Below are 25,762 nucleotides of genomic sequence, written 5' to 3' on the forward strand. Positions count from 1 at the left end.
CCCCGTACGACTCGCGGCCTTCCCCCGGCCGGGGCGGTGCGCCACGCCCCGGCCCCGCCGCTCTCGGCCCGACCTCGCTCCTCTCAGCCCGGCCCCGCTCCTCTCGATTCGGCGGCGCGGCGGTGTCCCTCTTGCGGCTCACAGGTGTGGCTCACACCCCGAGTTCCGCCGCCAACCGCCCCTCCCTGACCGCCGCGACCAGCTCCGCGTGGTCCGCCTCCGTACGGTCGGCGTAGGCCACGGCGAACGAGGCGATGGACTCGTCCAACTCCTCGCTCTTCCCGCAGTACCCGGCGATGAGGCGGGGGTCGGCGGTGTGGGTGTGGGCGCGCGCGAGAAGGGCGCCGGTCATACGGGCGTAGTCGTCGACCTGGTCGGCAGCGAGGGCGGCGGGGTCGACGCTGCCCTTGCGGTTGCGGAACTGGCGTACCTGGAAGGGGCGGCCCTCGACGGTGGTCCAGCCGAGCAGGATGTCGCTGACGACCTGCATGCGCTTCTGGCCGAGGACGACCCGGCGGCCCTCGTGCGGCACCTCCGGTATGGCGTGGCCTGCCGTCGCCAGGTGCGGGAGCAGCGCCGAGGCGCGGGCCTCCTTCACCTGGAGGACCAGGGGTTCGCCGCGGTGGTCGAGGAGCAGCACGACATAGGAGCGGGTGCCGACACTGCCGGTGCCGACGACGCGGAAGGCGACGTCGTGCACCGCGTACCGCGCGAGGAGGGGGAGGCGGTCCTCGGAGACGGTGGTCAGGTAGTGCTCCAGCGAGGCCGCGACCGCCGCGGCCTCCGCGTCGGGCACCCGGCGCAGCACCGGAGGCGCGTCCACGAAGCGGTGGCTGCCGTCCTCCGTCGGCTGGGTCGACTTGGCCGCGAACCGTCCGCTGGTGTTGGCCCGCGCCTTCTCCATGACCCGCTCCAGGGTGCCGAGCAGGTCGTGGGCGTCGGCGTGGGAGACGAGTTCCTCGTCCGCGATGGCGTTCCACGCGTCCAGCACCGGGAGCTTCGCGAGCAGCCGCAGCGTGCGTCGGTAGGCACCGACCGCGTCGTGGGCGGCCTTGCGACAGGTGTCCTCGTCCGCGCCCGCTTCCCTGCCCGCGAGCACGAGCGAGGTGGCGAGGCGCTTGAGGTCCCACTCCCAGGGGCCGTGTGCCGTCTCGTCGAAGTCGTTCAGATCGATGACCAGGCCGCCGCGCGCGTCTCCGTACAGGCCGAAGTTGGCCGCGTGGGCGTCGCCGCAGATCTGGGCGGCGATGCCGGTCGCGGGGGTGCGCGCGAGGTCGTAGGCCATGAGGCCCGCCGAACCGCGCAGGAAGGCGAAGGGGGTGGCCGCCATCCTGCCGACCCGTATCGGAGTGAGCTCCGGGATCCGGCCGAGGTTGGACTCCTCGACGGCGGTCACCGCGTCCGGCCGGCCGGCGTCGAAGCTCAGCTCCGCGTGCACGCCGCGCGGCACCCGTCGGCGCAGCGCCTTGCCCTCTTCCTTGGGTGCGGCCTGCACGGGCCGGCCCGCGAATCCCCGCACGCCGAAGACTCCGGAGACCCTGGACGCCTGCCGACCCTGCTCGCTCCTGCGGCTGTCTTCGCTCCGCCGGCCCTGTTCGCCCTGTTCGCCCTGTTCGCCCTGTTCGCCCCGATGGTCCTGATGTCCCTGATGGTCCTGCCCGCCCGGCCGGCTCCGCTGGTCCTGCTGCGCCCGATCAGCTGCACCAAGATCCGTCATACCGACTGCCTCCCCCGTCACGCACGAACATCAACTCGTGATGACCGTACCGCCGGTGGCCGAAACGCGTCAGACCCTGTGGACAACTCCCAGCCTGTGGAAAACCCGGCCCCTGCGAATCAGCCCCGGTCCAGGGTCACTTGCGGAGTTCGCCCGGGCACGGCGGGCTCCCCGGCAGGTGCTTCTCCGCCCAGGTTCCGAGTTCCACGAGCGCGGGCTGCAGTGCGGCGCCCGCCTCCGTCAGGCCGTACACGACCCGCAGCGGAGGACCCTCGTCGACCTCGCGGACGACCAGCCCCGCCGCGCCGAGTTCCGTGAGGCGGTCGGAGAGCATCCGTTCGCTGATGCCGGGGATCGCTCTGCGCAGGTCGGCGAAGTGCGCGGGGTGCGGCAGCAACACGGCCACGACCAGGCCGGTCCAGCGCTTCCCGAGCAGTTGGAAGACGCGGGCCATGCCGTCGTCGACCCTCTGGCACGGCCCTGCGTCGTGAGTCCCCGGCTCTGGCATGGGTCCAGGGTACTGTGTTCCCGTGGGGGGATGAAAAAAAGTAAGTAGCTGTGTTATCTCTAGTCCAGTACGAAAAGTTCGCCCTCTTCTCCTGGAGATCCCCATGGCCACCCTCCTGCACGTCGACTCGTCCGTTTTCCCGGGCGCAGCCTCCGCCTCCCGCACGGTCACGGACGCGTTCCGCAAGGCCTGGGAGGAGCAGCACCCGCAGGGCACCGTGATCTACCGCGACCTCGCCGTGAACCCGGTCCCGCACATCACGGCCGACGCCCACACCGCCGGTTTCGCCCCCGCGGACGCGCACACCCCCGAGCAGGCCGCGGCCTTCGCCGAGCGCCTGACGTTCATAGAGGAGCTGGAGCAGGCGGACGCGATCCTGATCGGCGCGCCCATGTACAACTTCACGATCCCTTCGACCCTCAAGGCGTGGCTGGACCAGGTGATCCTCATCGGCCGTACCGCCATGAGCGAGGACTCGAAGATCAAGGGCACCCCGGTCACGGTCGTCGCCAGCCGCGGCGGCTCCTACGCGCCGGGCACCCCGCGCGAGGGTTACGAGTACGTCCAGAACTACCTGGAGGCGATCCTGCGCGACACCCTCGCCCTGGACGTCCACGTCATCGTCCCGGAGCTCACGATGGCGCCGCACAACCCGGCGATGGCCGACCTGATCCCGATGTACGAGGCCTCCCGCGCCAAGGCCGTCGACGAGGCGGTCACGAAGGCCAAGGAGTACGCCGAGCGCTTCGCCGCGTAGCCCCTCCGGGGGAGGGCCGAATGAACCCCTGCCCCGGTAGCCCCCACGACACGACGGCCCCGCAGGTGCGTGACCTGCGGGGCCGTCTGCATGGGCCGCCGAATGCCCACTGCCGCGGGGGATGGATCACAGCGGGCATCCGGCGGCGGTACCGGGGGGGACGAGCGGGCCGAGTGGGCCGAGTCGGCTACTTGAACGCCGGGAGGCTGCGGCTCACCCAGCCGGAGAAGGGGGTGGCCGGGCGGCCCAGGACCTTCTCCACATCGGGGCTGACCCGCTGTTCGGCGGGGAGCGGGGCGCCGAGGATGTCCAGGGTGCCGGGGATGACGTCCTCCGGCATGAACTGGGCCAGGTGGGTGTGGGCGGCCTCGCGGGTCAGTTCCACGAAGGTCACTTCCTCACCGATGGCCCCGGCGATCACCTCGGCCTGCGCACGCGGGCTGACCGCTTCGGGGCCTGTCACCTCGTACGTACGACCGGCATGACCGTCCTCACGCAGGACGACCGCGGCGACCGCGGCGATGTCCGCCGGGTCGACGACCGGCAGGGCCACGTCACCGAACGGGGCGAAGACCGTGCGGTCGGCGCGGACCGACTCGGCCCAGGCGAAGGCGTTGGAGGCGAATCCGCCCGCGCGCAGGATGGTGAAGTCAAGGCCCGAGCCGCGTACGGCCTCCTCGAACTCGCGCAGCCTGCCGTGCGAGGCGGAGTCGGGGCGGGTGGCGTTGATCTGCGAGGAGAGCAGGACGACCCGCTTGACGCCGGCGTCCCTGGCGGCGGCCAGCAGGTCGGTCGCGGCCTCGCCGTAACCGAGCAGTTCGCCGGCGAGCAGGATGAAGAAGGCGTCGGCGCCTTCGAGGACCGGCCGCATGCTCTCGGCGCTGCCGAGGTCGGCCTGGGCGTGACGGACACCGTCCGTCGGGGAGGGCAGCGGGCGGCGCGAGACCGCCACGACCTGCTCCCCCGCCTCGGCGAGCGCCTCGATCAGCGGACGTCCGACATTTCCGGTGGCTCCAGTGACGACAATCATCAGAAAAAACTCCCTAGTGCGTTAATCCGAACCAGTAATCAGCAGTCATCGGTTGCATCGGTGTGGGGATTGGAGTGGAGAGGGGGGTGGGGATCGATGTGGGGAAATCCGCCGGTCATCCGTGGTGGGCGGCCATGACAGGGACGCTAGCATCCTCCGTATAGTAGGTACCTAGAGGAAAGTGGCTATCCAAGTGGGTCTCTTCCTCGCGCCCGCCGTACACCGCGGTGAGCGAACGGCCCAGCCGTACGAGCGACTCCCGCGCCTCCGGAGGATCGAGCACCTCGACGCGACTGCCGAGACCGGCCAGTTGCGCGGCGAGCACCTCCACCGAAGGACCGTCGGCCGTGAACTCGACCCGGCCGTCGATCTGGGCCTCGCCCGTCCGCAGCCGACCGCCCAGCAGTTGCCGCAGCACCGGCAGGGCGTCGCGGTCGGCCCGCGCCCGTACGGTCGCCGCGGTCAGCCGCTGCTCCACCTCGGCGGCCAACTCCCGCCAGGCGGCGGCGAGGTCGAAACCCTCCGGGCGCCGCACCGGCTCACCGGTCCTGGTCGCGGAGGTGACCCGGCTGAGCCGGAAGGTGCGCAGCCCCTCCTCGGTACCGGCGACGAGGTACCAGCGGCCGGCCTTCGAGACCAGGCCGAGCGGGTGCACCGTGCGCTCGCCCGGAGCCCGGTCGGGATGGGCGTAGCCGAGCCGGACCTGTTCGCCGTCGAGCACCGCCCGCTCCAGAGTGTGCTGGTGGGGGCCGCCACCACCCGCCGTGCGCGACCAGTCGACACCGTCGATGAGGATGGCCTTGGCGGCCGCCTCGGCGTGCGGCCGCATGGGCGCGGGCACCGCCCGCATCAACTTCCTTAACGCGGCGCGCAGTTCGGGCGAGGCCGACAAGGGGCCCGCGGCCAGGAACAACGCCCCGATCTCCCGCGAGGTGAAACCGGTCAGATCGGTGCGGGCACCGCCGACCAGGCTCCAGCCGCCACCCCGGCCGCGCTGCGAGTAGACGGGGACACCGGCGGTGGTGAGGGCCTCCAGGTCGCGCCGCGCGGTGCGCTCCGACACCTCCAGCTCCTGGGCCACCTCGCGCACGGTCACCCGCCCGCGCGCCTGGAGCAGCAGCAGGGTCGCCACCAGACGGTCAGCCTTCACAACGACCGGCCCCCTCCGAGATGTTGAGATCTGAGACGTTGAGATCTAAGACGTTGAGATCCGTGATTTTGAGAGGCTTTGAGCCAATACATCTATTTTCAGCAAGATCTGATGAGGCTTCAGAAATAGGCCACAAGATGACCTGTTTGACCTCGACGATGAAGACATGACTCAAGACATGGCTGACAGCACCAATCCCCCCGCCAACCCGCCCACCGACCCCCGTGGCGGCCTGTTCAAGGCCGTCGAGCTCACCGGACGTACGCTCGCCGCGCTGCGCCCCGAGCAGTACGACACCGTCACCCCGTGTCCCGACTACTCGGTCCGTGACATGGCCAACCACGTGGTGTCCGTGCTGCGCCGGGTCGCCGTCATGGGCGCGGGCGGCTCCTTCATGAGCGTTCCGCACTTCGCCCAGGACATCCCCGACGGCGACTGGGCCAAGGCCTGGGCGGAGGCGACGAAGGAGTTCGACGCGGTGTGGTCGGACCCGGCCGTACTGGGCCGCCAGATCGGCCTGCCCTGGGGCCCGGTTCCCGGGGTGGTCGCCTCGGTGATCTACACCAACGAGTTCGTGCTGCACGCCTGGGACCTGGCGAAGGCGACCGGCCAGAGCCCCGAGTGGGACCCGGAGATGCTCGCCGCGCCGCTGGCCAACATGCACCGGGCCGTGCCCGCGGAACCCCGCGGCGGCCAGGTGCCGTTCGGTCCGGTGGTGGAGGTGCACGAGGACGCTCCCGACATCGACAAGCTGGTGGGCTGGTACGGACGTCGTCCCTGACGGGGCGACGCGGCAGACGATCGAGCGGGCGGGCCGCCGGACATCGATCCGGCGGCCTTTCCCTCTGTCCAGGTTCAAGAAATGTCCGGGTTCACGAGAGGTCCGAGTTCACGAGAGGTCCGAGTTCACGAGAGGTCTGGGATGACGAAGCGTCAGGCTCCGATGCCCTGGGCGAACTTGAAGTAGCGGTACGGGTCGTACTTCGCCTTCACGACCTTCAGCCGCGCGTAGTTCTCGGCGTAGTACGACTGCCGCCAGTTCGGCAGCTCCGCGTCCATCCAGTTCTGGTACGTCTCGCCGTTGGACAGCGGGTCGATGGTGTCGAACCCGTGGTCCACCCAGCTCGTGGCGACGGCCGTGGCCTCGGCGGTGACCTGGGCCGGGTCGTTGATCAGGACCCGGTAGTTGACGGAGAAGAGCGAGTCACGGTGCACGTACGCCGTGTCGGTGCGGGCCGGGTCGTTGGCCGCGCCCCCGAAGAAGTGGAAGTCGAGGTACCGGGCCTGCCCGGCCTTGCGGTCGGCGTCGAAGGCCGTCACCACGTTCGCCCAGTCGCTCTGCGCGTAGGGCGCGCTGCCCAGCCGGGTCCGCTCCAGACCGAAGGACGGCCGGGTGAGCACCCCGCTCGGCGACTTCCCGGCGCGCTGGCACTGGTCCTGGGTCAGGGTGCTGCAACCGAAGATCATCATCATGACCTGCTGGTACGTCATGACCGCGTCCTGGCGGGCCGTCACCGCGCCGGTCAGCGACAGCAGCCGCGCCGCCTCCGAGGCCAGTTCGGCCGGGGTGCCGCGGGAGGCGAGGAAGACGTTGAGCGCCGGTACGGTGCCGGGCGCCGCGTCGGCCTGGACGAGGTAGGCGCCGCCGCCGATGGTCCGGGGGGCGTCCACCAGCCACTGGCCCACGCCGTGCAGCACGTCGGCCGCGCGGTCGTACGGGAAGATCAGGTTGCTGATGGCCATCTGGTCGCCCTCGTGCGGGGTGACCGTGAAGCGGGTGACGACACCGAAGTTGCCGCCACCGCCGCCGCGGATCGCCCAGAAGAGGTCGGGGTGGCTGGTCGGCGAGGCGGTCACCACGCAGCCGTCGGCGAGGACCACCTCGGCCGAGGTGATCGCGTCGCACGCCATGCCGGTCGGGCGGGTCAGGAAGCCGAATCCGCCGCCCTGGAGGAAGCCGCCGGCCGACACGGTGGGGCAGCCGCCCTCGCTGACCACCAGGGCGTGCGGGGCGAGCGCGTTGAGTATCTCGACGTTCTTGGCGCCAGGGCCGATGTCGACGGTTCCGTTGCCGACGGTGATCGCGTTGAGCCGCGACACGTCGATGATCAGGCCGGGCGTGGTCGAGTAGCCGGCGAAACTGTGGCCGCCGCTGCGGACCGCGGACGGGAGTCCGTTGTCCTGGGCGAAGCGCAGCGCGACGGAGACGTCGGAGGAGCTGACGCAGTACGCGACGGCCCGCGGGTTGACCGAGTCGAACTGGCCGAGTTCCAGCTGCTTGGCCACGCCGTAGCCGGAGTCGGTGGGCAGCACCAGCTGTCCCTGGAGCTTGCCTGCGAGGGTGCTCCAGGGGGCGGAGGAGCCCGCGGAGACGGGGCTGTTGGGCAGGACGGCCAGGCCGACGGCGGCGGTTCCCGCACCGATCAGTGCTCTACGAGTGATCACGGATGTCCCAAGGTTCTAGGAAGCGGTGGATGTAGGTGGAAGTCAGTGTGGGGAGACGTAAAGGAAGGAGAAGGGGGCCGGCGCCGGGCCCACGGGGGGAAGGTGGGCCCGGCGCCGGAACCGGGGGAAAGTGGCTCTGAGAAGGCGGGCCCGGGAGACGGGCCCGGGAGGCCGGGCCTTCGAGGCGGTGCCTTCGAGAGGGGCCGAGGTCAGGACACCTTGCGGCCGCGCACCCCCTGCTTGACGACGCCGGCCAGCATCGAGCGGCCGAGGTCGCGCATCTCCTTGGGGCCGGAGGTGCTGGCCCACCACATGAACTTCATCATCGTGGGGGTGGTGGCCCGGAAGAACCGGAGGTCCTCGGGGCCCTTCCAGCCGAAGGGCGTGTTGACGGACTCGCAGTCGCGGATCGCCTCGAAGACGATGTCCGCGGCCTTGTCACCGTCGATCTCGCCCGCCTCGTACCGCTCGCAGGTCTCGGCGGTGGTGTCGAAGAGGACCTTGAAGGCGTGGCTGTCCGGCCACCACAGACCCGTGTAGGGCGCCTTCTCCATCTCCTTGAAGTGCCGGTCGTCACCGTCGAGCTGGAAGTTCTGGCGCGCCATGATCTGGCGCATGGTGGCCGGCGTGGTGAAGCACGCCCACACCCGGAACACCGCGTTCCACAGCCGGAAGTGGCTGAAGGCGATGTAGGAGCTGTTGACGATCTTGTCGTTGTACTCCAGGAGCCCCTGCTCCAGGCGCTCCACGTACTCGAAGCGCTCCTCGGTGAAGTCGTTCTCGCGCAGGGCGTCCAGGATCCGGTAGGCGAGGGCGTCGACGACCTCGAAGGTGTTGGACAGACCGCGCGAGTACAGCGGGTCGATGAAACCGGCCGCGTGCGACATCAGGCACCAGCGGGCGCCGATGGTGCGCTTGGAGGAGTACTGGAGGCGGTCGGTGGAGACCCACTCGCGGATCCGCTTGGCGCCCTCGAACTGCCGCTTCACCGCGGGGTACATGTCGAGGTAGTGGTTGAACTCCTGGTCCGGCGTCATGTCCTTCGGCTTGGGGTACAGCCGCTCGTCGAAGGTCAGGCCGACACTGCAGGCCGGGTTCTTGGAGTCCTTGTAGTTGTCGAACGGGATGATCCAGAACCAGCCCCGCTCGATGAGGTGGTGCAGGGTGCCGCCGTGGAAGGGCGACTCGGCGGGCGGGCGCAGCGCCTCCGGGTAGTTGCACACGTCGTCGTACGGCTTGATGCCGACGTAGTGCGTGAACAGTGAGCGCGCGTGGTGCTTGTGCCGGGGCGGGTTCTCGCGCAGGTCGAACTTCTGCGCGAGCGGGGAGCGGAAACCGCTCGCGTCGATCAGGTACTTGGCCCGGAAGACCTCGCCGTTCCTGCCGGTGATGGTGACGCCGTCGTCGTCGACGTCGAGGTCGGTGGCGAACCAGTTCTGGCGGAGCGTGCAGCCGTACTTGGCGGCGACGTTCAGGTAGTGGGAGTCCGTGTCCTGGCGGAAGAGGTGCACCGCCTCGGTGAGCATCTTCGGGATGACGAACATCGTCGCCTCGTGCGGGTCCGGCTCGCGGTTCGGCCGGTGCGTGACGAAGCCGAAGCTCTGCTTGCGGCCGTGCGTCGGGCCGATGTGCTCGGTGACCGCCTTCACGTCCAGCATGTGCTTGATCTCTGGCACGTCGTAGCGCACGGCCAGAATGTGCAGCCACTCGACGAGCTGCGGGTTCTGGGACTCGCCGACGGCGAACCTGGGGTGCTGACCTGCGTCGATGAGCACCACGTTCGCGCCCTGACGGGCCAGGATCGCTCCCATGATCGAGCCCGCGAGGCCCGACCCCAGGATGGCTACGTCGCATTCGGTCCACTCGGCGGCCTTGTCGGCCTTCTTCGCTTCCTCAGCCTTGGTGGGCAAGACCGCACTCCTCTTTCTCGTTTCACGGACGGGTCGGATGGGTGGCGCGCGTCCTACTGGAGGGATTCGGATCAACGGGTCGGATCAACGGGTCGGATCAACAGGTCGGGTCGACCGGGGGATTCAGGCGGCGGTGCCGGGCTCGCCGAACCACTGGGCGAGCGCGTCGGTCAGGCCGTCCGTGGAACCGTCGGCGCCGACCCAGGCGATGTAGCCGTCGGGGCGTACGAGGAGGTCGGCGGCCGGGGCGGCGGCGTCGGGCCGGGTGGCGGTGACGACGTCGACGCGGTCGGACCAGGCGGCCGCGGCCTCGCGCAGCGCCGCGTTGTCGTGCAGGTCGAGGAGGACCGGGCGGCCCCGGTGCAGCAGCTCGTACGTGGTGGTCTTCTCGTCGCCGACCAGCAGTTCCTGGTCGGGCAGCCGGCGGCCGAGCAGCGGGTGACCGCCCTCGACGGCGCCGTAGGTGATGTCCAGGCCGGTGACCAGGCCGACGAGGTGACGTCGTACGTCCTCGATCTGGACCAGTTCGGCGAACAGGTCGCGCAGCGGCTGGGCCTCGGGACCGCCGAGGTAGAGGGTGCGCTGAACCAGGGTGTTGTAGACGATGCGGGCGCCGACCGGGTGGCGCTCGGAGTGGTAGGTGTCGAGCAGGCCCTCCGGGGCGTGCCCCTTGACCGCGGCGGCGAGCTTCCAGCCGAGGTTGACCACGTCGCCGACGCCCGCGCTGATGCCCTGGGCGCCGATCGGCAGGTGGATGTGGGCGGCGTCGCCCGCGAGGAAGACCCGGCCCTTGCGGTACTCGGCGGCGTGCCGGCTGGCGTCGGTGAAGTAGCTGGTCCACAGCTGCTTGGCACCGCTGATGTCCTCGCCGGTCACCCGCTGGAAGGCGGCGGCCACCTCCTCGAAGGTGGGCGGCTCCTGGGTGGGGCGGACACCGGCGCCGCGCTCGAAGACCACCACGCGGGTGGCGCCCGGGCCGAGCGGCAGGACCACGACCATGCCGGCCTCGCCGACCTCACCGGTGGGGCGCAGCCGCAGCTGGACTCCGGCGACGTCCGCCATCTTCATCTCGATGGTGGCGCTGACGCCGGGGAAGTCGATCCCGGCCAGGTGGCGGACGGTGGAGCGGGCGCCGTCACAGCCGACGACGTACGCGGCGCGCAGCGTCTCGACGCCCTCCGGGCCCGCGACCTCGACCTGGACCCCGTTCTCGTCCTGCGTCAGGCCGATGACCTCGTGGCCCCGGCGGACGTCGGCGCCCAGACCCACGGCCCACTTGTTGATGATGGCCTCGGTGCGCGACTGCGGAACACCGCGGACACCGAAATTGCCGCCCTCGACAATGCGGTAGTCGATGGGAAGTCCACCGAAATGGCCGCCGGGTATGGTCTCCAGCGGACCGAAATCCTCGAGAAGGCCACGCTGGCCGAATTCCTCGATCGTACGGGCGGAGAATCCCAGCGCACGGGACTGCTGCATCGGCTGTTCCAGCCGGTCGAGCACGATGACCGAGAGACCCGAGAGGCGCAGTTCTCCCGCGAGCATGAGACCCGAGGGCCCCGCTCCGGCAACGATCACATCGGCATTGAAGGCGTCCATATTCCCTCTCCCGCTGGCGTTTTCTCCAGTATTCCGAGGGCTCCCGGGAAGCTGAATGGCCGCCGATACAGGACTCTGACAAGTTCGTCAGAGGCCTTGCAGCTACTGGGCGGTACGGGTTGGCGAGTACTGGGCAGGTACAGGCGGAGCATGCGAGAGGGTGCCGGAAGCGTCTTCCGGCACCCTCTCGCCCCGTATGTGCTCCGGGAGTTCGGTACAGGCCGTTCAGTACAGGCCCATCACGCGGTCGACCGCGATCTCGATGACCGCGAGGCCCGGGGGCTGCGGCGGCTGGGACCAGTACCGCTTGGCGTAGCGGCGCATTCCCTCCACCACCCGGGGCGGGTCGGTGGAGACGGTGGCCGGGCCCTCCAGGGTGATCCAGCGGGGGCCGACCAGCTGGCACACGGCGGCCCGGCCACCGGCCCTGGCTAACAGGTTGCGGGACTTGCGGCGGTGCACCGTGGTCATCACCCGGGCCAGGCCCGCCTCACCGTCCCAGGTGAACCGTACGGGCGCGACGTGCGGCGTGCCGTCCGGGCGAAGGGTGGTGAGGGTGCACAGGGCGTTCTCGGCGAGGAACTCCTCCGCCGCGGCGGACAGGGGCAGGGGTTTGGACATGGCCGGGTCCGTTCTTCCGTCGTCCGACTTCGGTCTCTGGTCTGCCGTCAGGCGTGCGCGGGGACGGCCGCGGACTGCTCGGAGGACCTGGTGAACGGCAGCAGCACCAGGGTCACAACGAAGGCGGCCGCGGCGAAGCAGGCGCCCACGAGGAACGCGTCGTGGAAGACGGTCGTACGGGCCTCCTGGACCAGGGCGGGAACACCGTGGGCCTTGGCCGTCAGCTCGTCGACCCGGCGGAAGGCGTAGGTCGCCGCGACCGCGAGGCCGAGCGCGCCGCCGACTTCCTGGGCGGTGTTGATGAGACCGGCGGCCAGACCCGACTCGCGCTCCTCGATCCCCGCGAACGCGGAGACCTGCAGCGGGACGAAGGACATTCCGAGGCCGAGGCCCATCAGGACGAAGGCGGGCAGTACGTCCGTCAGGTAGGAGGCGTCGGACGGGGCACGCCACAGCAGCATCATGCCGGTCGCGGCGAGCGCGAGGCCGACCAGCAGGACGGGCTTGGCGGCGACCTTGGTGACGACCTGGGAGGCGACGCCGGCGCCGACGGCGGTGAGTACCGCGAGCGGCACGTACGCGAAGCCGGTCTTGACGGCGGAGTAGTCCAGGACCTGCTGCATGAAGAGGCTGGCGAAGAAGAACAGGGTGACGCAGGTGCCGAGCAGCAGGATGGCGATGCCGTTGGCGGCGCGCAGCGAGGGGCGGCGGAAGATGCCGAGCGGCATCAGCGGCTCCTTGGCGCGGCGCTCGATGACGATGAAGGAGACGAGCAGGATCGCGGAGAGGATGAACCCGCCGATGACCCGGCCGGTCGGGACATTGGAGTCGGAGACGGTCTGACCGAGGGTGAAGATCAGCAGGACCAGGCCGGCGGTGAGGGTGACCGCACCGGCGACGTCGAAGGACTTGCTGCGCTGGGCGGAGCGGCTCTCGCCGACGACCATCGGGGCGACCAGGGCGCCGATGACGCCGATCGGGACGTTGATGAAGAAGATCCAGCGCCAGCCGGGCCCATCGGTGAGCAGACCGCCGAGGGTGACACCGGCGACGGCGGCGAGACCGCTGAGCGCGCCCCAGGCACCGAGCGCCTTGTTGCGGGCCGCGCCCTCTTCGAAGTTGTTGGTCAGCAGGCTCAGCGCGGCGGTGGCGATGAACGCGGCCCCCAGGCCCTGGGCACCGCGGGCACCGATCAGCATCGCGGCGTTCTGCGAGACCCCGGCGAGCAGCGAGGAACCGGCGAACAGGAGCAGACCGGTCTGCAGCATCCGGCGGCGGCCGAGGGTGTCGGCGAGCCGGCCGGTCAGCAGCAGGAAGCCGCCGAGGAGCATGCCGTAGGTGGTGACCACGTACTGGAGAGCGGTGGTGGAGATGTTGAGCTCGTCCTCGATGGTCGGCAGGGCGACGTTCACGATCGACACGTCGAGGAAGGTCATGAAGCCGGCCAGGCAGAGGAAGGCCAGGATGAGGCCGGGGCGGCGGACCGGCCCGGACTCGCCCGCCGCCTTGGCGGGGCTGTGGGTGGACTCTTGGATGGACATGTCACTCCCTAGGAGCATGAGGATTCTCGGACGGGGACGTACAGGGAGGTACTGGCTTTGCTGGCTTCTTGGAAGCTAGCATCCTGGGTATAGTAGGTACCTAGAGGAAAGTGACTTCCCGAAAGGTGATGGTCGGAATGAAGAGCACAGCCACGCAGGGCCCCACGGCCGCGAGCGGCGCCGCCGACGCGCCCGGCATGCCGGTCATGACCAGCCCCGAAGCCGCGCACGCGGCCGCCGCCGGCACCCCGCAGAGGTGTCCGATCGCCCCGGTCCTCGACATCGTGTTCAGCCGCTGGACCACGCCGATCCTGTGGACGCTGAACGCCTTCGGCACCCAGCGCTTCGTGGAACTGCACCGCAACATCGGCACCATCACGCCGAAGGTGCTGACGCAGCGGCTGCGTCAGCTGGAGCGGGACGGGCTGGTGATCCGCACGTACTACCCGGAGGTGCCGCCCCGGGTGGAGTACGAGATCAGCGATCTGGGACGGACCCTGGCCCCCCTGTTCGCCTCGCTCTTCGACTGGTCGACCGGCCACCTGCCGCTGGTGGAGCAGGCGCGGCAGGCGTTCGACGAGGCGGAGGAGCAGGCCGCGGCCCGCAACCACTGAGCCGGGTAGGTCCCTCAGCTCCATGCCGGTGTCCGCATGGAGCCCTGGAAGAAGATCAGCGGGTCCTCCTGCTCGGCTTCGGAGGGCGCGCGCAGACCGACGACCTCGCCCAGCAGGATGGTGTGGTCGCCGCCGTCGTACTCGGTGACCAGCCGGCACTCCAGATGCGCGAGCGCCTCGCTGAGCACCGGCAGGTCGAGGACGGACCTGTGGTGCGGCACCTCCTCGATCCGGGCGGTCCGCCGACCGGCGAACGCCCAGGCCACGGGCTCCTGTCGCTGCGTCAGGAAGTTCACGACGAAGCCGCCGGACTCCTGGACCACGGGCAGCAGCCGGGAGTTGTCGTGCAGGCAGATGAGCACCAGCGCCGGGTCCAGGGAGACCGAGGTGAAGGAGTTCACCGTGGCGCCCGTGGCGTTGTCGCCGCTGCCCGAGGTGATGACCGTGACACCGGTGGCGAAGTGTCCGCACACGGTGCGCAGCGCGCGGCCGTCGACCGGACCGAGCTGCTCGGGGATGGCTTGCGAAACGGGGATCACGACAGCCCTCTCGTTCTCGGATACGGGGTTACGGAGTTACGCGGTTACGGAGTTACGGGGGTTACCGGGTTCGGGGGTTACGGAGTCCGGGGTTACGGAGTCCGGAATTACGGAGTCGGGGGGTTCGGAGTCCGGGCGGGGCGGAGTTACGGGGGTTCCGGGGCGTTCCTGATCAGGCGGCGCGTGAAGCCGGGGCCTCGGACGGCTCGGACGGCTCGGGCACGACAGCCGGCACCGGACGACGCCTGGACAGCAGCGGACCCGCCATCGCCGTCGTGACGAGCGCCATGATCACGAGCATCGTGAACATGCGGGTGTCGAGCACGCCCAGGCTGACGGCCGCGTTGAGGATGATGAGTTCGGTCAGACCCCGGGTGTTCATCAGCAGCCCCAGGTCCTTCGACTCACGCCAGGAGAACCCGGCCAGCCGTGCCGGAAGAATGGCGCCGACCAGCTTGCCGGTGCAGGCCACGACGATGATCGCGACGAGCGCGACGAAGTCACCGGCGGTGAGCGCACCGAGGTCCACGCCGAGCCCGGTGACGATGAAGAAGACCGGAAGCAGCACGACGCTGACGTGGTCCATGGGCTTGCGCAGATGCTCCGCGAGGACCATGGCGGGCTCACGGGGCATCACGAACCCGAACAGGAAGGCCCCGAAGATGGCGTGGATGCCGATCCAGGTGGTCAGCCAGGCCGAGGTCAGGGCGCCCGCGCACAGCACCGCGAGCAGCGCGGACCAGCGCTCGGTGGCCGCCCAGCGCCACACCAGCCGGGCCACCAGCGGGCGTACGACCAACAGCATCCCGGCCACGTAGAGCACGCTGTAGAGACCGATGCGGGCGAGGTCGGAGTAGTTCCCGTTCGCCGTGACCAGGGCCGAGACATAGGCCAGCAGGCACCAGGCGAGCAGGTCGTCGATGGCGGCGCTGGCCAGCGAGAGCGAACCGGCCCGGGTGTCCAGGAGCTTGTTCTCGGTGAGGATCCGCGCGAGCACGGGGAAGGCGGTCACCGACATCGCGGTGCCGATGAAGGTGGCGAACGCGACGAAGGAGATGTGGTGTCCGGCCACCGTGGAGTGCTCGTCGTACAGGAACGGGGCCAGCGCCACACCCAGGCCGAAGGCCATCGCGATCGACGAGAGCGAGACGCCCGCGGCGAGCCGGGCGTGCGGCCTGATCAGGCGCTTCTCGAACTCCCAGCCCACCACGAACATGAACAGGATCAGACCGACCTGGGAGACCGCGGACAGCAACGGCCGCACGTCGGCGGGGAAAAGGTGCTCGGTGAGGTTCCCCGGCAGCAGACCGAGGACGCTCGGGCCGAGCAGGATGCCCGCGGTGATCTCGCCGACCACCATCGGCTGACGCAGCTTCTGCGCGAGCCGGCCGAGTGCGGCGCCGGCCACGAGCACCACGCCGATGTCGGCAAGCATGATCGCGAGTTTCATGTCCTGGGGACTGGCCGCCGCCAGCGTCGTCATTGGGGCTCCCGGGGTCGGGGCGGGGTGCCGCGGGTCCACAGCACGCGGAAGGTCAGGGAGGAGAGCCGCCAGCCCTCGGCGGCGCGGCGGGCTTCACCGGTCGCGAGGGTGCCGACCTGGAACAGGGGCTCGTCCGCCGCGTCGGGGTGGTGCACATGCGTCGAGACGAGGTTGGCGCGCAGCACGGCCCGCTCACCGGCGTCGTCGAGGTCGACGACCGCGGGCGAACCGAGGTGCTGGGTGGCGGCGAAGGCCGCCAGTGCGTCACGGTGGTAGCCGGCGAGTCCGTCGAGGCCCTCGTGCCGGCTCATGGGGAACTCGACCAGGGCGTCCTTCGTGAAGAGCCCCCGCGCCCACGCGTCGTCGAGTTCGTCGTCGTCGAGACCGATGAGGTACCGGTCAAGGAGAGTGGATATCTCTAATGCTTCCGGGCCTGACTGCATTACCCGAGCATGGCGCCCACGCCAATCGGCAACCAAGGCCGCTTTTCACAGCCCTGACGAAGTTGAGAAAGATCTGACACCGCCCTCGAACAATTGACAAAAGCGCCGCCAATCCTGAAGTGCCGACCCTTTCACATGGGCAGATCTTCTTGCCATGCTGCATTCGTAGCTGCATTCGTGGCTCCACCCGCACCTTCATTCGCACCTCCATTCGCACTCCCATTTCCTCGAACGGAAGAGACGAGAGAATGCCGAAGATCGCAGCCGATGGTCAGCACCTGACCGTTCTCAACCTGTTCTCGACCGACGCCGCCGAGAAGCAGGTCAAGCTGCTCGCCGCGATGCGCCAGATCGTCGACACGGCGGCCTACGAGGGCTGGATATCCAGCACGGTCCACGCCGGGCAGGACAAGCCGGGAACGGCCAACTTCATCCAGTGGCGCAGCACCGAGGACCTGGAGAGCCGTTACGCCGGTGAGGAGTTCAAGCACCGCACCCTCCCGCTCTTCGGTGAGATCACCACCTCGATCCGTCTGCTCCAGAACGAGATCGCCTTCACGCAGCAGAAGCCGGAGCTGGGCGGCGTCACCGAGATCTCCCCGTCCCGCGACGACTACACGGCCATCGAGCTGTTCGGCGTGCTGCCGGAGAACCAGGAGGACCTGATCGACGCCCTGGGCGAGTCCCAGACGTGGCTGGTCGACGTCCCCGGCTACCGCACCCACACGGTGCTGCGCGGCCTGCGTGCCCGCGGCATCGAGGGCAAGTTCGTCGTCGTCTACTCCCAGTGGGACAGCAAGGAGGCGTACGACGCCTTCCGCTCCGTGCCGCAGGGTGAGCGCTCCCCGGAGCGCCAGAAGGTCGACGCCCGCGTCGCCGCGCTCCAGACCTGGCAGGACGAGAACACCTACCAGGTCGTCCACACCCGCTCCGCGGGCGAGTGAGCCACCCGGTGGCGGGCCGACCGGTCGGGCGGCGGCCGGCCCGCCACCGGGTCTGCACGTTGTTTCACGTGAAACACCCGCACGGCGGCTCTGAAGACATGGCAGCCCCGCCCGCACGGCAGACCCACGCGCAACAGAAGCACGTATGACAGATCGCGCACGGACGCGGACGCACGGGCGCGTTCCCATCCCCACTGGCTGGCCGCTGCCGGGAATCCCCCACCCGGCAGCGGCTTTTCTGTCCGTCACGTTCCCGTTCCCGTCCCGCCCCCGCGCGCCACACCAGGACGAGGAGACAGCACGCATGGAACACCCGGGCATGCGCCAAGTCGCGCACGAGATCAACATCGCGGTCCCGGCGGACACCGTCCACCGGCTGATCGCCGAGGTGGGGAACTGGCCACGGATCTTCCCCTCGGTCATCCACGTCGAGTACGAGGAGGCTCCCGAGGGCGAGGAGCGGCTGACGATCTGGGAGACCGCACCGACCGCGGCGGGCGAACCGCGCTGCCGTCCGCTGCGCCGGATCGTCGAACCCGCCAAGCTGCGGGTCAACTTCCAGCACCTGGTCACCGCGTCCCCCGTCGCCGGCCTCGGCGGCGCCTGGCTCGTCGAACCGTTCGGGGAGAACGCGTCCCGAGTACGGCTGCTGCACGAGTTCCGGGCCGCCGACGACGACCCCGGGGCCCTGGACCGGATCGGCGCCGAGATCGACCGGAGCGCCGTCGCGGAACTCGCGGCGCTGAAGGAGAGCGCGGAACGCGAATACGCCGACGCCGAGTTGACGTTCTCCTTCGAGGACACCGTCCACGTCGACGGCTCCGCCAAGGACCTGTTCGCCTTCATCAACGAGGCGAACCTGTGGTCGGAGCGCCTGCCGCACGTCGCCACAGTCCGTCTGGAAGAGGACACCGTGGGGCTCCAGACCCTGGAGATGGACACCCGGGCCAAGGACGGCTCCGTCCACACCACCAAGTCCTACCGGGTGACCTTCCCCCACCAGCACATCGCCTACAAGCAGGTCACCCTGCCCGCGCTGATGACCCTGCACACGGGCCACTGGACGTTCACCGACACCGACCAGGGCGTCGCGGCCACCTCCCAGCACACCGTCACCCTCAACACGGACAACATCGCCCGCATCCTCGGTGACACCGCCACCGTCGCCGACGCCCGCGAGTACGTCCACACCGCCCTGTCCACCAACAGCCTGGCCACCCTGAACCACGCCAAGGCTCACGCGGAGGGCCGCCGTTGACCCCGACGGTGCGCCGGCTCGCCGTAGCGCGAGGGGAGTTGGACGTGTGGCTGCTGCCACCGCCCGACTCGCCGCGTGACGTCCCGTACGACGAGCTCGACGCGTACGAGAGAGGTCGGGCCGACTCCTACCGTCGCCCCGACGACCGCCAGATGTACGCCGCGGCGCACGTGGGACTGCGCCGGGTCCTCGCCGGTTACACCGGCATCGAACCGAGCCGGCTCAACCTCGCCGGCGAGCGGTACAACGGCAACGGTGAACGCCACGGCCGACCCGTGGTGCTCGGCGTGCCCGGCGGCGCCCCCCAGTTCTCGCTCTCGCACAGCCACGGCCTGGCGATCGTGGTGGTGGCGGAGTCACGGGTGGGCGCCGACGTCCAGCGACTGCCGTCGCCCCAGACCGCCGAGGCGTGTCTGCCGGCGCTGCATCCGGCCGAACGTGAGGAGCTCGAGAAGATTCCCGAGCACGAACGGACCATGGCCTTCGGCCGCCTGTGGACACGGAAGGAGGCCTATCTGAAGGGGCTGGGCACCGGGCTGACCCGGGGGGCCGACCTCGACTACCTCGGTGAGGCAGGGCTGGCCGAGCGGCCGACGGGGTGGGTGGTGGGCAACCTGCCCCTGTGTTCCACCCACATCGCGGCGGTGGCGCTGGCCGGGGCGGGAGATCGGCCCGTCGCCCTTCGCGCCGTGCCTACCGCTTATCTCTACGCCCCGGACGCGGTGGAGCGTCTTGTGGAGATGGAACCGGGGCTGCGGTCGATGCTCCGGGATCCTGCTCAGCATGGGGATCTGGAGCGCTGAGGAGATGGGGGGACTGCGGGTCGGGCTCAGGGTGCGGGTTGCCGTGGGCTGGTCGCGCAGTTCCCCGCGCCCCTGAGGGGGCACGACCAAGGGGCCGGAGAGTTCTGGTGAACTCTCCGGCCCCTTCGGGCTGTGGTGCCCGTGACGGGTTCAGGCCGCCGCTCGCCAGGTGCGGGGGCCGTCGAAGCCGGTGACGCGTTCGGGGCGGCGCCACAGGGCGACGACCTGGTGCTTGCGGGCCGTGTCGTCGGGTGCGACGCCGGGGCCCGCGGTGACGGCCATCAGTACCGCGGTCAGCGCGGCCAGCTCCTCCGGGGAGGGGCAGCCGCGCTCGATCCGGAAAAGCGGACCGGCCGCGGGTTCGGAGACGGGATCGGGGGCGGGATCGGGAACGGGGACAAGGGCGGGGCGCTGGATACTCATGGTTTCCTCCCTGCTCACTGGGGCGGGTTGCCGTGCTTGCGGCGCGGCAGCTCGGCGTGCTTGGCCGCGAGCATGGCGAGCGAACGGGCCAGGACCGCCCGCGTCTCGCGCGGGTCGATGACGTCGTCGACCAGCCCGCGTTCGGCGGCGTAGTAAGGGTGGACCAGCTCCTCCTTGTACTGGTCGATTTTCTCTTGACGCATCGCGTCGGGGTCGTCCGCGGCCGCGATCTCCCGCCGGAAGACCACGTTGGCGGCCCCCTCGGCACCCATGACCGCGATCTCGTTGGTCGGCCAGGCCAGCGCGATGTCGGCGCCGATGGAGCGGGAGTCCATCACGATGTACGCGCCGCCGTACGCCTTGCGCAGCACCACCGAGACCCGCGGCACGGTCGCGTTGCAGTACGCGTAGAGCAGCTTGGCGCCGCGCCGGATGATGCCGTCGTGCTCCTGGTCCACGCCCGGCAGGAAGCCGGGCACGTCGACCAGCGTGACCAGCGGGATGTTGAAGGAGTCGCAGAACTGCACGAACCGCGCGGCCTTCTCGCTCGCCTTGATGTCCAGGACACCCGCCATGGCGGCCGGCTGGTTGGCGACGATGCCGACGGTGTGACCGTCGATCCGGGCCAGGGCGCAGACGATGTTCGGCGCCCAGCCCGCGTGCACCTCCACGTAGTCGCCGTCGTCGACGAGTTCCTCGACGACCCCGCGCATGTCGTACGAGCGGTTGCCGTCGTGCGGCACCAGGTCGAGCAGCACGTCCCCGGACCGGTCGCCCGGGTCGCCGCTGACGTGCCGGGGCGGCAGCTCGCGGTTGTTGGACGGCAGCAGCGACAGCAGATAGCGCACCTCGGCGAGGCAGCTCTCCTCGTCGTCGTGGACGAAGTGCGCCACTCCGGAGACAGCGCCGTGCACATCGGCGCCGCCGAGCCCGTTCTGGCTGATCTCCTCGCCGGTGACCGCGCGGACCACGTCGGGCCCGGTGATGAACATCTGCGAGATGTCCCGGACGGCGAAGATGAAGTCGGTCAGGGCGGGCGAGTACGCCGCACCGCCCGCGCACGGGCCGAGCATCACGCTGATCTGCGGGATGACACCGGAGGCCCGGGTGTTGCGCTGGAAGATGCCGCCGTACCCGGCGAGCGCGGAGACACCCTCCTGGATGCGGGCGCCCGCACCGTCGTTGAGCGACACCAGCGGCGCCCCGGCCGCGATGGCCATGTCCATGATTTTGTGGATCTTGCAGGCGTGGGCCTCGCCCAGCGCGCCGCCGAAGACACGGAAGTCATGGGCGTAGACGAAGACCGTACGGCCCTCGACCGTGCCCCAGCCGGTGATCACACCGTCGCCGTAGGGCTTCTTCGCCTCCAGGCCGAAGCCGGTCGCCCGGTGCCGGCGCAGCGGTTCGACCTCCTGGAAGCTGCCCTTGTCCAGCAGTAGTTCGATGCGCTCGTGAGCGGTCAGCTTGCCCTTGGCGTGCTGTCGTTCGGTCGCCTTCGGGTCCTGTCCGGCACGGGCGATGTCCTTGCGTTCGGCCAGCTCCATCAGCCGGCCGCCCAGTTCGATGGGTATCGCGGGCTCCATGTACGGATCTCCCATTCAAGTGGATCAAGAGGAAAGACGGTTCGGTCAGCGGGCGAGCAACGCGGTCAGTTCGCCGACGGTGCTCTCCCGCAGCACCTCGGCGGGCACCTCGGCGTCGAGGGCGCGCCGGATCCGGCGCCCCAGGTGCAGGGCGTCGAGCGTGTCCAGGCCCTGGCCGCGCAACGGCAGACCGGGCGAGAGCCGGTGCCCCGGCGGGACCGCGAGCAGGTCATGCAGTTCGAGGCGCAGGCAGTGGCCGATGGTGCGGGCACGTGCGTCGGGGGCCATGGCGCGCAGCTGGACCGGGTCCGGGAGCCGGTCGAGCCAACTGCACGGGGTGTCGTCACTCAGGGGACTCATGGGGCTGCCTTTCAGGGAGAGGGCCGGGCCCGAGGAGTGCCGGTTCCGGCCGGTGGCTGGGGAGGAATCGACGTGTCCGCCCCGCGAGCAGCACCGCGAGCGCCGCCGCCGACGAGGCGAGCCCTCCCACGTACAGGCCGGAGCGCGCACCGTGACGAACGGTGAGCCAGCCCACGAGGAGGGCGCCGAGTGGGGTGAGTCCTTGCAGGATGAGCGTGTAGAGCGCCATCACCCGGCCGCGGTAGGCGGCGTCGCTGCCCAACTGGATGCGGTGGTTGGCGGCCTGGGCGAAGTAGAGGGTGGCGAAGCCGGTCAGAAACAGCAGCACGGCCGCCCACACGTAGGTGGGCGACCAGCCTGCCGCCGTCTCGAGGAGCCCGAAGGCGAGTGCGGAGGCGGTGACGGTCAGGGCGGCCGGGCGGGCGCTGCGCACGGTGGTGGCGAACGCGGCGAGCAGCGAACCGGCGGCGAACGCCGTGGTCAGCAGCCCGAACGCGGTCGCGCCCGAGTGGAAGACGGTCTTGGCGAGCAGCGGCAGGGTGAGCTGGAAGTTGAAGCCGAACAGGCCGACCACGGCGACCAGTGCCAGCGGCACGAACAGGTCGGGGTGCCCGCGCACGTACCGCAGCCCGTCGACCACCTTGACCCCGCGCTCCGGCGGGGCCGTGCGCAGGAGTTCCCCCGGGCGCATCAGTCGCAGCCCGGTCACGGTGGCGAGATAGCTGGCCGCGTTGAGCAGCATGGCTGTCCCCGCGCCGACCGCGCTGATCAGCAGTCCGGCGAGGGCGGGGCCCACCACGCGGGCGGTGTTGAAGTAGGCGGCGCTGAGCGCCGAGGCGTTGGGCAGCAGCTCGGGGCCGACCATCTCGCTGACGAACGCCATCCGGGTGGGCACCTCGACCGCGTTGACGGTGCCGAGGCCCAGCGCGAACAGATACAGCTGCCACAGCCGGGCGGAGCCGGCCAGGACGAGTACGGCGAGTGCCAGCGCGAGGGCGCCGGAGACCAGGTTGGCGACGGTGAGCAGCAGCCGCTTGTCGTGGCGGTCGGCGAGCCGGCCGCCGTACAGCGTGAACAGCAGCAGGGGGGTGAACTGGAGCGCGGTCACGGTGCCCAGGGCCGTGCCGGAGTCCCCCGTCAGGGAGAGCACCAGCCAGTCCTGGGCGGTGACCATCATCCAGGTGCCCGCGACCGAGACGACCTGGCCGGCCGCGAAGAGCCGGAAGTTGCGCACGGCCAGGGACCGGAAGGGCGTACGACGGCTGCCGACGCCCCCGGGCCGCCTGCCCCTCCTTCCCCGCCTCGCCCTCTTCGTCGTGTCCCTGGCGTCGGGCCGTGTGGTCGTCATGGCATCAGGGCGTCACGGACGCGCCCGCGGACCGGCGCGCGAGGCATTCCTCGAAGAACGCGAACGCGCGCAGGTGGTAGGTGCGGGCGGCCCAGCCGAGGCTGATGTTGTGCCCGGCACCGGGCTGACGGTCGACGGCGGCGGACGGCGCCGAGGCGAAGTGCGCGGCGAGGTCGGCGACGGTGTCCTCGTCGTGGTGCCACCACAGTTCCTGCTCGGCGAACGTCAGCCGCACCGGGACCTGCACGGCCGCCGCCGCGACCGGGAACCGCCGCGGCCACTGGAGTGCCTCGGCCTGCTCGCGCGGGGGCATCGGGGCGACCAGGCCCTCGGCCTCGCGGAAGGTGTTCGGCGGGTAGAAACGCAGGGCACCCCAGTTCCGCTTCCAGTGCCGGTGCTGGTGCGGGTCGGGGCCGCCCTCCGGGTGGTCGACCGCGTAGTCCCGGCCGAGCCCGGAGATGTCGAGCCCGAGCAGCGGCGGTACGGCCGGATCCGGATCGCCGGCCTGGCAGGCGGCGTACGTCAGGGCGAGCTTGCCGCCGAAGGAGTGCGCGAGCAGGAACACCCCGGCGCCCGTCTCGGCGCGGCCGGCCAGGTGCCGCAGCGCCGCGTGCAGCGCTGCGGACTGCTCGGCCAGGGTCTGACCGCTCGGGGCGTCCGCGGCGGACAGCCCGTAGCCGGGCCGGTCGACGGCGACCATGGTGTAGCCGAGCCGGGCGCCGAGGGCGAGCAGGGAGACGTCGGGGTGGGCCTGCCCGTCGAAGTACCCGGCGCTCATTCCTCCCCCGTGCACCGCGACGACCGTGGCCCGCGGTGGCCCGGACGGTTGGGCGATCAGCGCGGAGAGCGTGACGTCACCGGCCGCCAGGGCGACGGGGCGCACACCAGGGGACATCGAGGGCATGGCCGAACCGGGTACGGACGAGGGGATGGTCTCGACCGTGGGAACGCTCACTGGGGTACTTCCTCTCGTGTTCGTGCTTGCGTGTTCGTGCTTTCTTGTGGGTGCTCTCGTGCGGGTGCTCTCGTCTTGGTGCTCTCGTGCGGATCGGTTGCCGGTGGTGGTTCTCAGCGGGTCTCGGGTGCGCCGAACCAGCGGTGCAGCGTCGCGCACAGCTCCGCCGAACCGGTGTCCGCCCAGGCCACATAGCCGTCGGGGCGGACCAGCACCGCGGCGGCGCCGCCGAACGCGGCCGGGTCCTGCGGGGTGCCGGTGACGACGGTGACGCGGTCCTTCCAGCGGGCAGCCGCCTCACGCAGTACGGAGTCGTCGGCGAGGTCGAGCAGCACGCCCTGGGCGGCGTGGAGGAGTTCGGGCGTACGGACCTCGCCGGTGGCGGTGTTCAGCGCCCGCGGCGGCAACCGGCGCCCGACCAGCGAGTCCCCGGTGTCCCCGAGGTCGTAGCGGACGTCGAGGTGGCTGACCACCCCGGCGAGGTGCCGCTTGACCGAATCGAGGCCGATGAGCTCGGCGAACAGATCCCGCAGCGGCTGGGACTCGGGGCCGCCGAGGAAGACCGTGCCCTGTGCCTTGGTGTTCATCAGCAGCCGCGCGCCGACCGCGTGACGCTCGTCGTGGTAGGTGTCGAGCAGTCCCTCGGGGGCCCGGCCCTGGACGGTCGCCGCGAGCTTCCAGCCGAGGTTGACCGCGTCCTGGACACCGGTGCTCAGTCCCTGGCCGCCGGCCGGCAGGTGGATGTGCGCGGCGTCGCCGACGAGCAGCACCCGCCCGCGCCGGTACTCGGTGACCTGGCGGGTGGCATCCGTGAAGGAGCTGACCCAGTCCGCACCGCCGCCGGAGATGTCCTCACCCGTCAACCGCTCCCAGGCCGCGGCCACTTCGGCGAACTCCGGGGTCTCACTGCGGTCGGCCGGCGGGGTGCCGTGCTCGCACACGATGATCCGGTCCACGCCCTCCTTCAGCGGCGCGGCCATCACCATGCCGCCGGGCAGCCGCTCGCCCAGGAAGCGCGGCGGGATCTCGCAGCCGACGACATCCGCGAGGTACATGCCGCGGGTGGCGGGCGTACCGGGGAAGTCGAAGCCCGCGGCCTTGCGCACCGGGCTGTGCCCGCCGTCGGCGCCCACCAGGTACGCGGCGCGCAGCGTGCGCTCGCCGTCGGGCGCGGCCACGGTGACGGTGACCCCGGTCCCGTCCTGCTCCAGCGCCAGGAACTCCCAGCCCCGCCGGATGTCGGCGCCGAGCTCACCCGCCCACTCCTCCAGAACCGCCTCCGTCTGGGACTGGGGGACGCCGCGGGCCCCGAAGTGGGCGTCCTCCAGCACGGTGTAGTCGAACTGCACCCCTCCGAAGTGACCCATCGGGCTCTTCTCCAGCCCGCCGAAGCGCGGGACAAGACCGCGCTGGTCGAAGGACTCCATGGCGCGGGCGGTGAACCCGAGCCCGCGCGACTGTCCGGTGGGCCGCGCCAGCCGCTCGGCGACGATGACACTCACCCCGCCCAGCCGCAGTTCCCCGGCCAGCATCAGCCCGGCCGGGCCGGCGCCGACGACGATGACGTCCGCGTCCATCTGCGCGTCCATGGGTGTCCTCTCCTCGCGCGCCCGGGCGCGCGTCGCATCGGTGGGTGACGTGCGGTGCCTCAGCTGTGCGTGTGCGTGCGTGTGCGTGTGCCTGTCCGTGCCCTGCCGTGCCGTGCCTTTGCCTGTGCGTGTGCTTGTCCGT

General features: G+C 70.5%; 24 protein-coding genes. 6 read left to right on the top strand and 18 right to left on the bottom strand.

Features of this window, described 5'->3' with window-relative positions; all coding sequences use genetic code 11:
- Positions 1–151: 151 nt before the first annotated feature.
- Complete coding sequence (locus KVT44_RS50985) at positions 152–1,717, bottom strand: DUF2252 domain-containing protein (RefSeq protein ID WP_254651022.1); 1,566 nt, start codon at positions 1,715–1,717, stop codon at positions 152–154.
- Positions 1,718–1,853: 136 nt separating this feature from the next.
- Entirely contained in the window at positions 1,854–2,225 is a 372-nt protein-coding gene (locus tag KVT44_RS50990) for a helix-turn-helix domain-containing protein (protein ID WP_060900223.1), read from the bottom strand.
- A gap of 103 nt (positions 2,226–2,328) precedes the next feature.
- Here KVT44_RS50990 and KVT44_RS50995 point away from each other — a divergent pair, with 103 nt between their 5' ends.
- Positions 2,329–2,982, top strand: a complete 654-nt coding sequence (locus tag KVT44_RS50995) for an FMN-dependent NADH-azoreductase (protein WP_217575464.1) — start codon at positions 2,329–2,331, stop codon at positions 2,980–2,982.
- A 187-nt stretch (positions 2,983–3,169) separates the two neighbouring features.
- Here the strand turns inward: KVT44_RS50995 and KVT44_RS51000 are convergent, their stop codons facing one another.
- A complete protein-coding gene (locus KVT44_RS51000) occupies positions 3,170–4,012 on the bottom strand; it encodes an NAD(P)H-binding protein (RefSeq protein WP_217575466.1) in 843 nt (280 codons plus the stop codon).
- 115 nt (positions 4,013–4,127) lie between these two features.
- Positions 4,128–5,162: a YafY family protein gene (locus KVT44_RS51005; protein ID WP_217575467.1), complete on the bottom strand. Its 1,035-nt coding sequence runs from the start codon at positions 5,160–5,162 to the stop codon at positions 4,128–4,130.
- Positions 5,163–5,340: 178 nt separating this feature from the next.
- Here KVT44_RS51005 and KVT44_RS51010 point away from each other — a divergent pair, with 178 nt between their 5' ends.
- A complete protein-coding gene (locus tag KVT44_RS51010; RefSeq protein WP_217575469.1) occupies positions 5,341–5,943 on the top strand; it encodes a TIGR03086 family metal-binding protein in 603 nt (200 codons plus the stop codon).
- 152 nt (positions 5,944–6,095) lie between these two features.
- On the opposite strand, the gene KVT44_RS51015 is transcribed toward KVT44_RS51010, so the two are convergent.
- The 5 genes from KVT44_RS51015 to KVT44_RS51035 all read right to left on the bottom strand — a co-directional run bounded on the left by KVT44_RS51015 (position 6,096) and on the right by KVT44_RS51035 (position 13,278).
- A complete protein-coding gene (locus KVT44_RS51015) occupies positions 6,096–7,607 on the bottom strand; it encodes an FAD-binding oxidoreductase (protein WP_099921673.1) in 1,512 nt (503 codons plus the stop codon).
- Positions 7,608–7,816: 209 nt separating this feature from the next.
- Entirely contained in the window at positions 7,817–9,517 is a 1,701-nt protein-coding gene (locus tag KVT44_RS51020; protein WP_060900219.1) for an NAD(P)/FAD-dependent oxidoreductase, read from the bottom strand.
- Positions 9,518–9,640: 123 nt separating this feature from the next.
- A complete protein-coding gene (locus KVT44_RS51025; protein ID WP_099921675.1) occupies positions 9,641–11,116 on the bottom strand; it encodes an FAD-dependent monooxygenase in 1,476 nt (491 codons plus the stop codon).
- A gap of 225 nt (positions 11,117–11,341) precedes the next feature.
- Positions 11,342–11,737, bottom strand: coding sequence for a pyridoxamine 5'-phosphate oxidase family protein (locus KVT44_RS51030; RefSeq protein ID WP_054237224.1), 396 nt, complete (start codon positions 11,735–11,737; stop codon positions 11,342–11,344).
- Between the two features lie 47 nt (positions 11,738–11,784).
- The gene (locus KVT44_RS51035; RefSeq protein WP_217575471.1) at positions 11,785–13,278 is read right to left on the bottom strand and encodes an MFS transporter; all 1,494 of its coding nucleotides are present in this window, start codon (positions 13,276–13,278) and stop codon (positions 11,785–11,787) included.
- A gap of 206 nt (positions 13,279–13,484) precedes the next feature.
- Here KVT44_RS51035 and KVT44_RS51040 point away from each other — a divergent pair, with 206 nt between their 5' ends.
- Positions 13,485–13,892: a helix-turn-helix domain-containing protein gene (locus KVT44_RS51040; RefSeq protein ID WP_075033417.1), complete on the top strand. Its 408-nt coding sequence runs from the start codon at positions 13,485–13,487 to the stop codon at positions 13,890–13,892.
- Positions 13,893–13,906: 14 nt separating this feature from the next.
- Here KVT44_RS51040 and KVT44_RS51045 read toward each other — a convergent pair whose 3' ends face one another.
- From KVT44_RS51045 to KVT44_RS51055, 3 genes are all read right to left on the bottom strand, one after another.
- Entirely contained in the window at positions 13,907–14,431 is a 525-nt protein-coding gene (locus KVT44_RS51045; RefSeq protein ID WP_225900379.1) for a flavin reductase family protein, read from the bottom strand.
- Between the two features lie 172 nt (positions 14,432–14,603).
- Entirely contained in the window at positions 14,604–15,914 is a 1,311-nt protein-coding gene (locus KVT44_RS51050) for a cation:proton antiporter (protein ID WP_099921677.1), read from the bottom strand.
- On the bottom strand, positions 15,911–16,357 hold the full coding sequence (locus KVT44_RS51055) for a nuclear transport factor 2 family protein (RefSeq protein WP_190172712.1): 447 nt from the start codon (positions 16,355–16,357) through the stop codon (positions 15,911–15,913). The genes KVT44_RS51050 and KVT44_RS51055 overlap by 4 nt, the downstream gene beginning before the upstream one ends.
- Before the next feature lie 248 nt (positions 16,358–16,605).
- On the opposite strand from KVT44_RS51055, the gene KVT44_RS51060 reads away from it, so the two are divergent.
- From KVT44_RS51060 to KVT44_RS51070, 3 genes are all read left to right on the top strand, one after another.
- Positions 16,606–17,301: an antibiotic biosynthesis monooxygenase gene (locus KVT44_RS51060; RefSeq protein ID WP_054237220.1), complete on the top strand. Its 696-nt coding sequence runs from the start codon at positions 16,606–16,608 to the stop codon at positions 17,299–17,301.
- Positions 17,302–17,605: 304 nt separating this feature from the next.
- Positions 17,606–18,559 (top strand): aromatase/cyclase, encoded by a 954-nt coding sequence (locus KVT44_RS51065; RefSeq protein ID WP_217575473.1) that lies wholly within the window; start codon positions 17,606–17,608, stop codon positions 18,557–18,559.
- Positions 18,556–19,362: a 4'-phosphopantetheinyl transferase superfamily protein gene (locus tag KVT44_RS51070; RefSeq protein ID WP_129592043.1), complete on the top strand. Its 807-nt coding sequence runs from the start codon at positions 18,556–18,558 to the stop codon at positions 19,360–19,362. Before KVT44_RS51065 ends, KVT44_RS51070 begins: the two co-directional genes overlap by 4 nt.
- Positions 19,363–19,512: 150 nt before the next feature.
- On the opposite strand, the gene KVT44_RS51075 is transcribed toward KVT44_RS51070, so the two are convergent.
- The 6 genes from KVT44_RS51075 to KVT44_RS51100 all read right to left on the bottom strand — a co-directional run bounded on the left by KVT44_RS51075 (position 19,513) and on the right by KVT44_RS51100 (position 25,620).
- Positions 19,513–19,785 (bottom strand): acyl-CoA carboxylase subunit epsilon, encoded by a 273-nt coding sequence (locus KVT44_RS51075; protein WP_075033384.1) that lies wholly within the window; start codon positions 19,783–19,785, stop codon positions 19,513–19,515.
- A 14-nt stretch (positions 19,786–19,799) separates the two neighbouring features.
- A complete protein-coding gene (locus KVT44_RS51080) occupies positions 19,800–21,383 on the bottom strand; it encodes an acyl-CoA carboxylase subunit beta (RefSeq protein ID WP_217575474.1) in 1,584 nt (527 codons plus the stop codon).
- A gap of 30 nt (positions 21,384–21,413) precedes the next feature.
- On the bottom strand, positions 21,414–21,728 hold the full coding sequence (locus tag KVT44_RS51085) for an acyl carrier protein (RefSeq protein WP_054237216.1): 315 nt from the start codon (positions 21,726–21,728) through the stop codon (positions 21,414–21,416).
- On the bottom strand, positions 21,712–22,968 hold the full coding sequence (locus tag KVT44_RS51090) for an MFS transporter (protein ID WP_254651026.1): 1,257 nt from the start codon (positions 22,966–22,968) through the stop codon (positions 21,712–21,714). Before KVT44_RS51090 ends, KVT44_RS51085 begins: the two co-directional genes overlap by 17 nt.
- Before the next feature lie 112 nt (positions 22,969–23,080).
- The gene (locus KVT44_RS51095; RefSeq protein WP_177324387.1) at positions 23,081–23,980 is read right to left on the bottom strand and encodes an alpha/beta hydrolase; all 900 of its coding nucleotides are present in this window, start codon (positions 23,978–23,980) and stop codon (positions 23,081–23,083) included.
- Between the two features lie 164 nt (positions 23,981–24,144).
- A complete protein-coding gene (locus tag KVT44_RS51100) occupies positions 24,145–25,620 on the bottom strand; it encodes an FAD-dependent monooxygenase (protein ID WP_254651023.1) in 1,476 nt (491 codons plus the stop codon).
- Between the last annotated feature and the right edge of the window lie 142 nt (positions 25,621–25,762).

The sequence above is a fragment of the Streptomyces sp. GbtcB7 genome, from assembly GCF_019091445.1.
Classification (GTDB): Bacteria; Actinomycetota; Actinomycetes; order Streptomycetales; family Streptomycetaceae; genus Streptomyces; species Streptomyces mirabilis.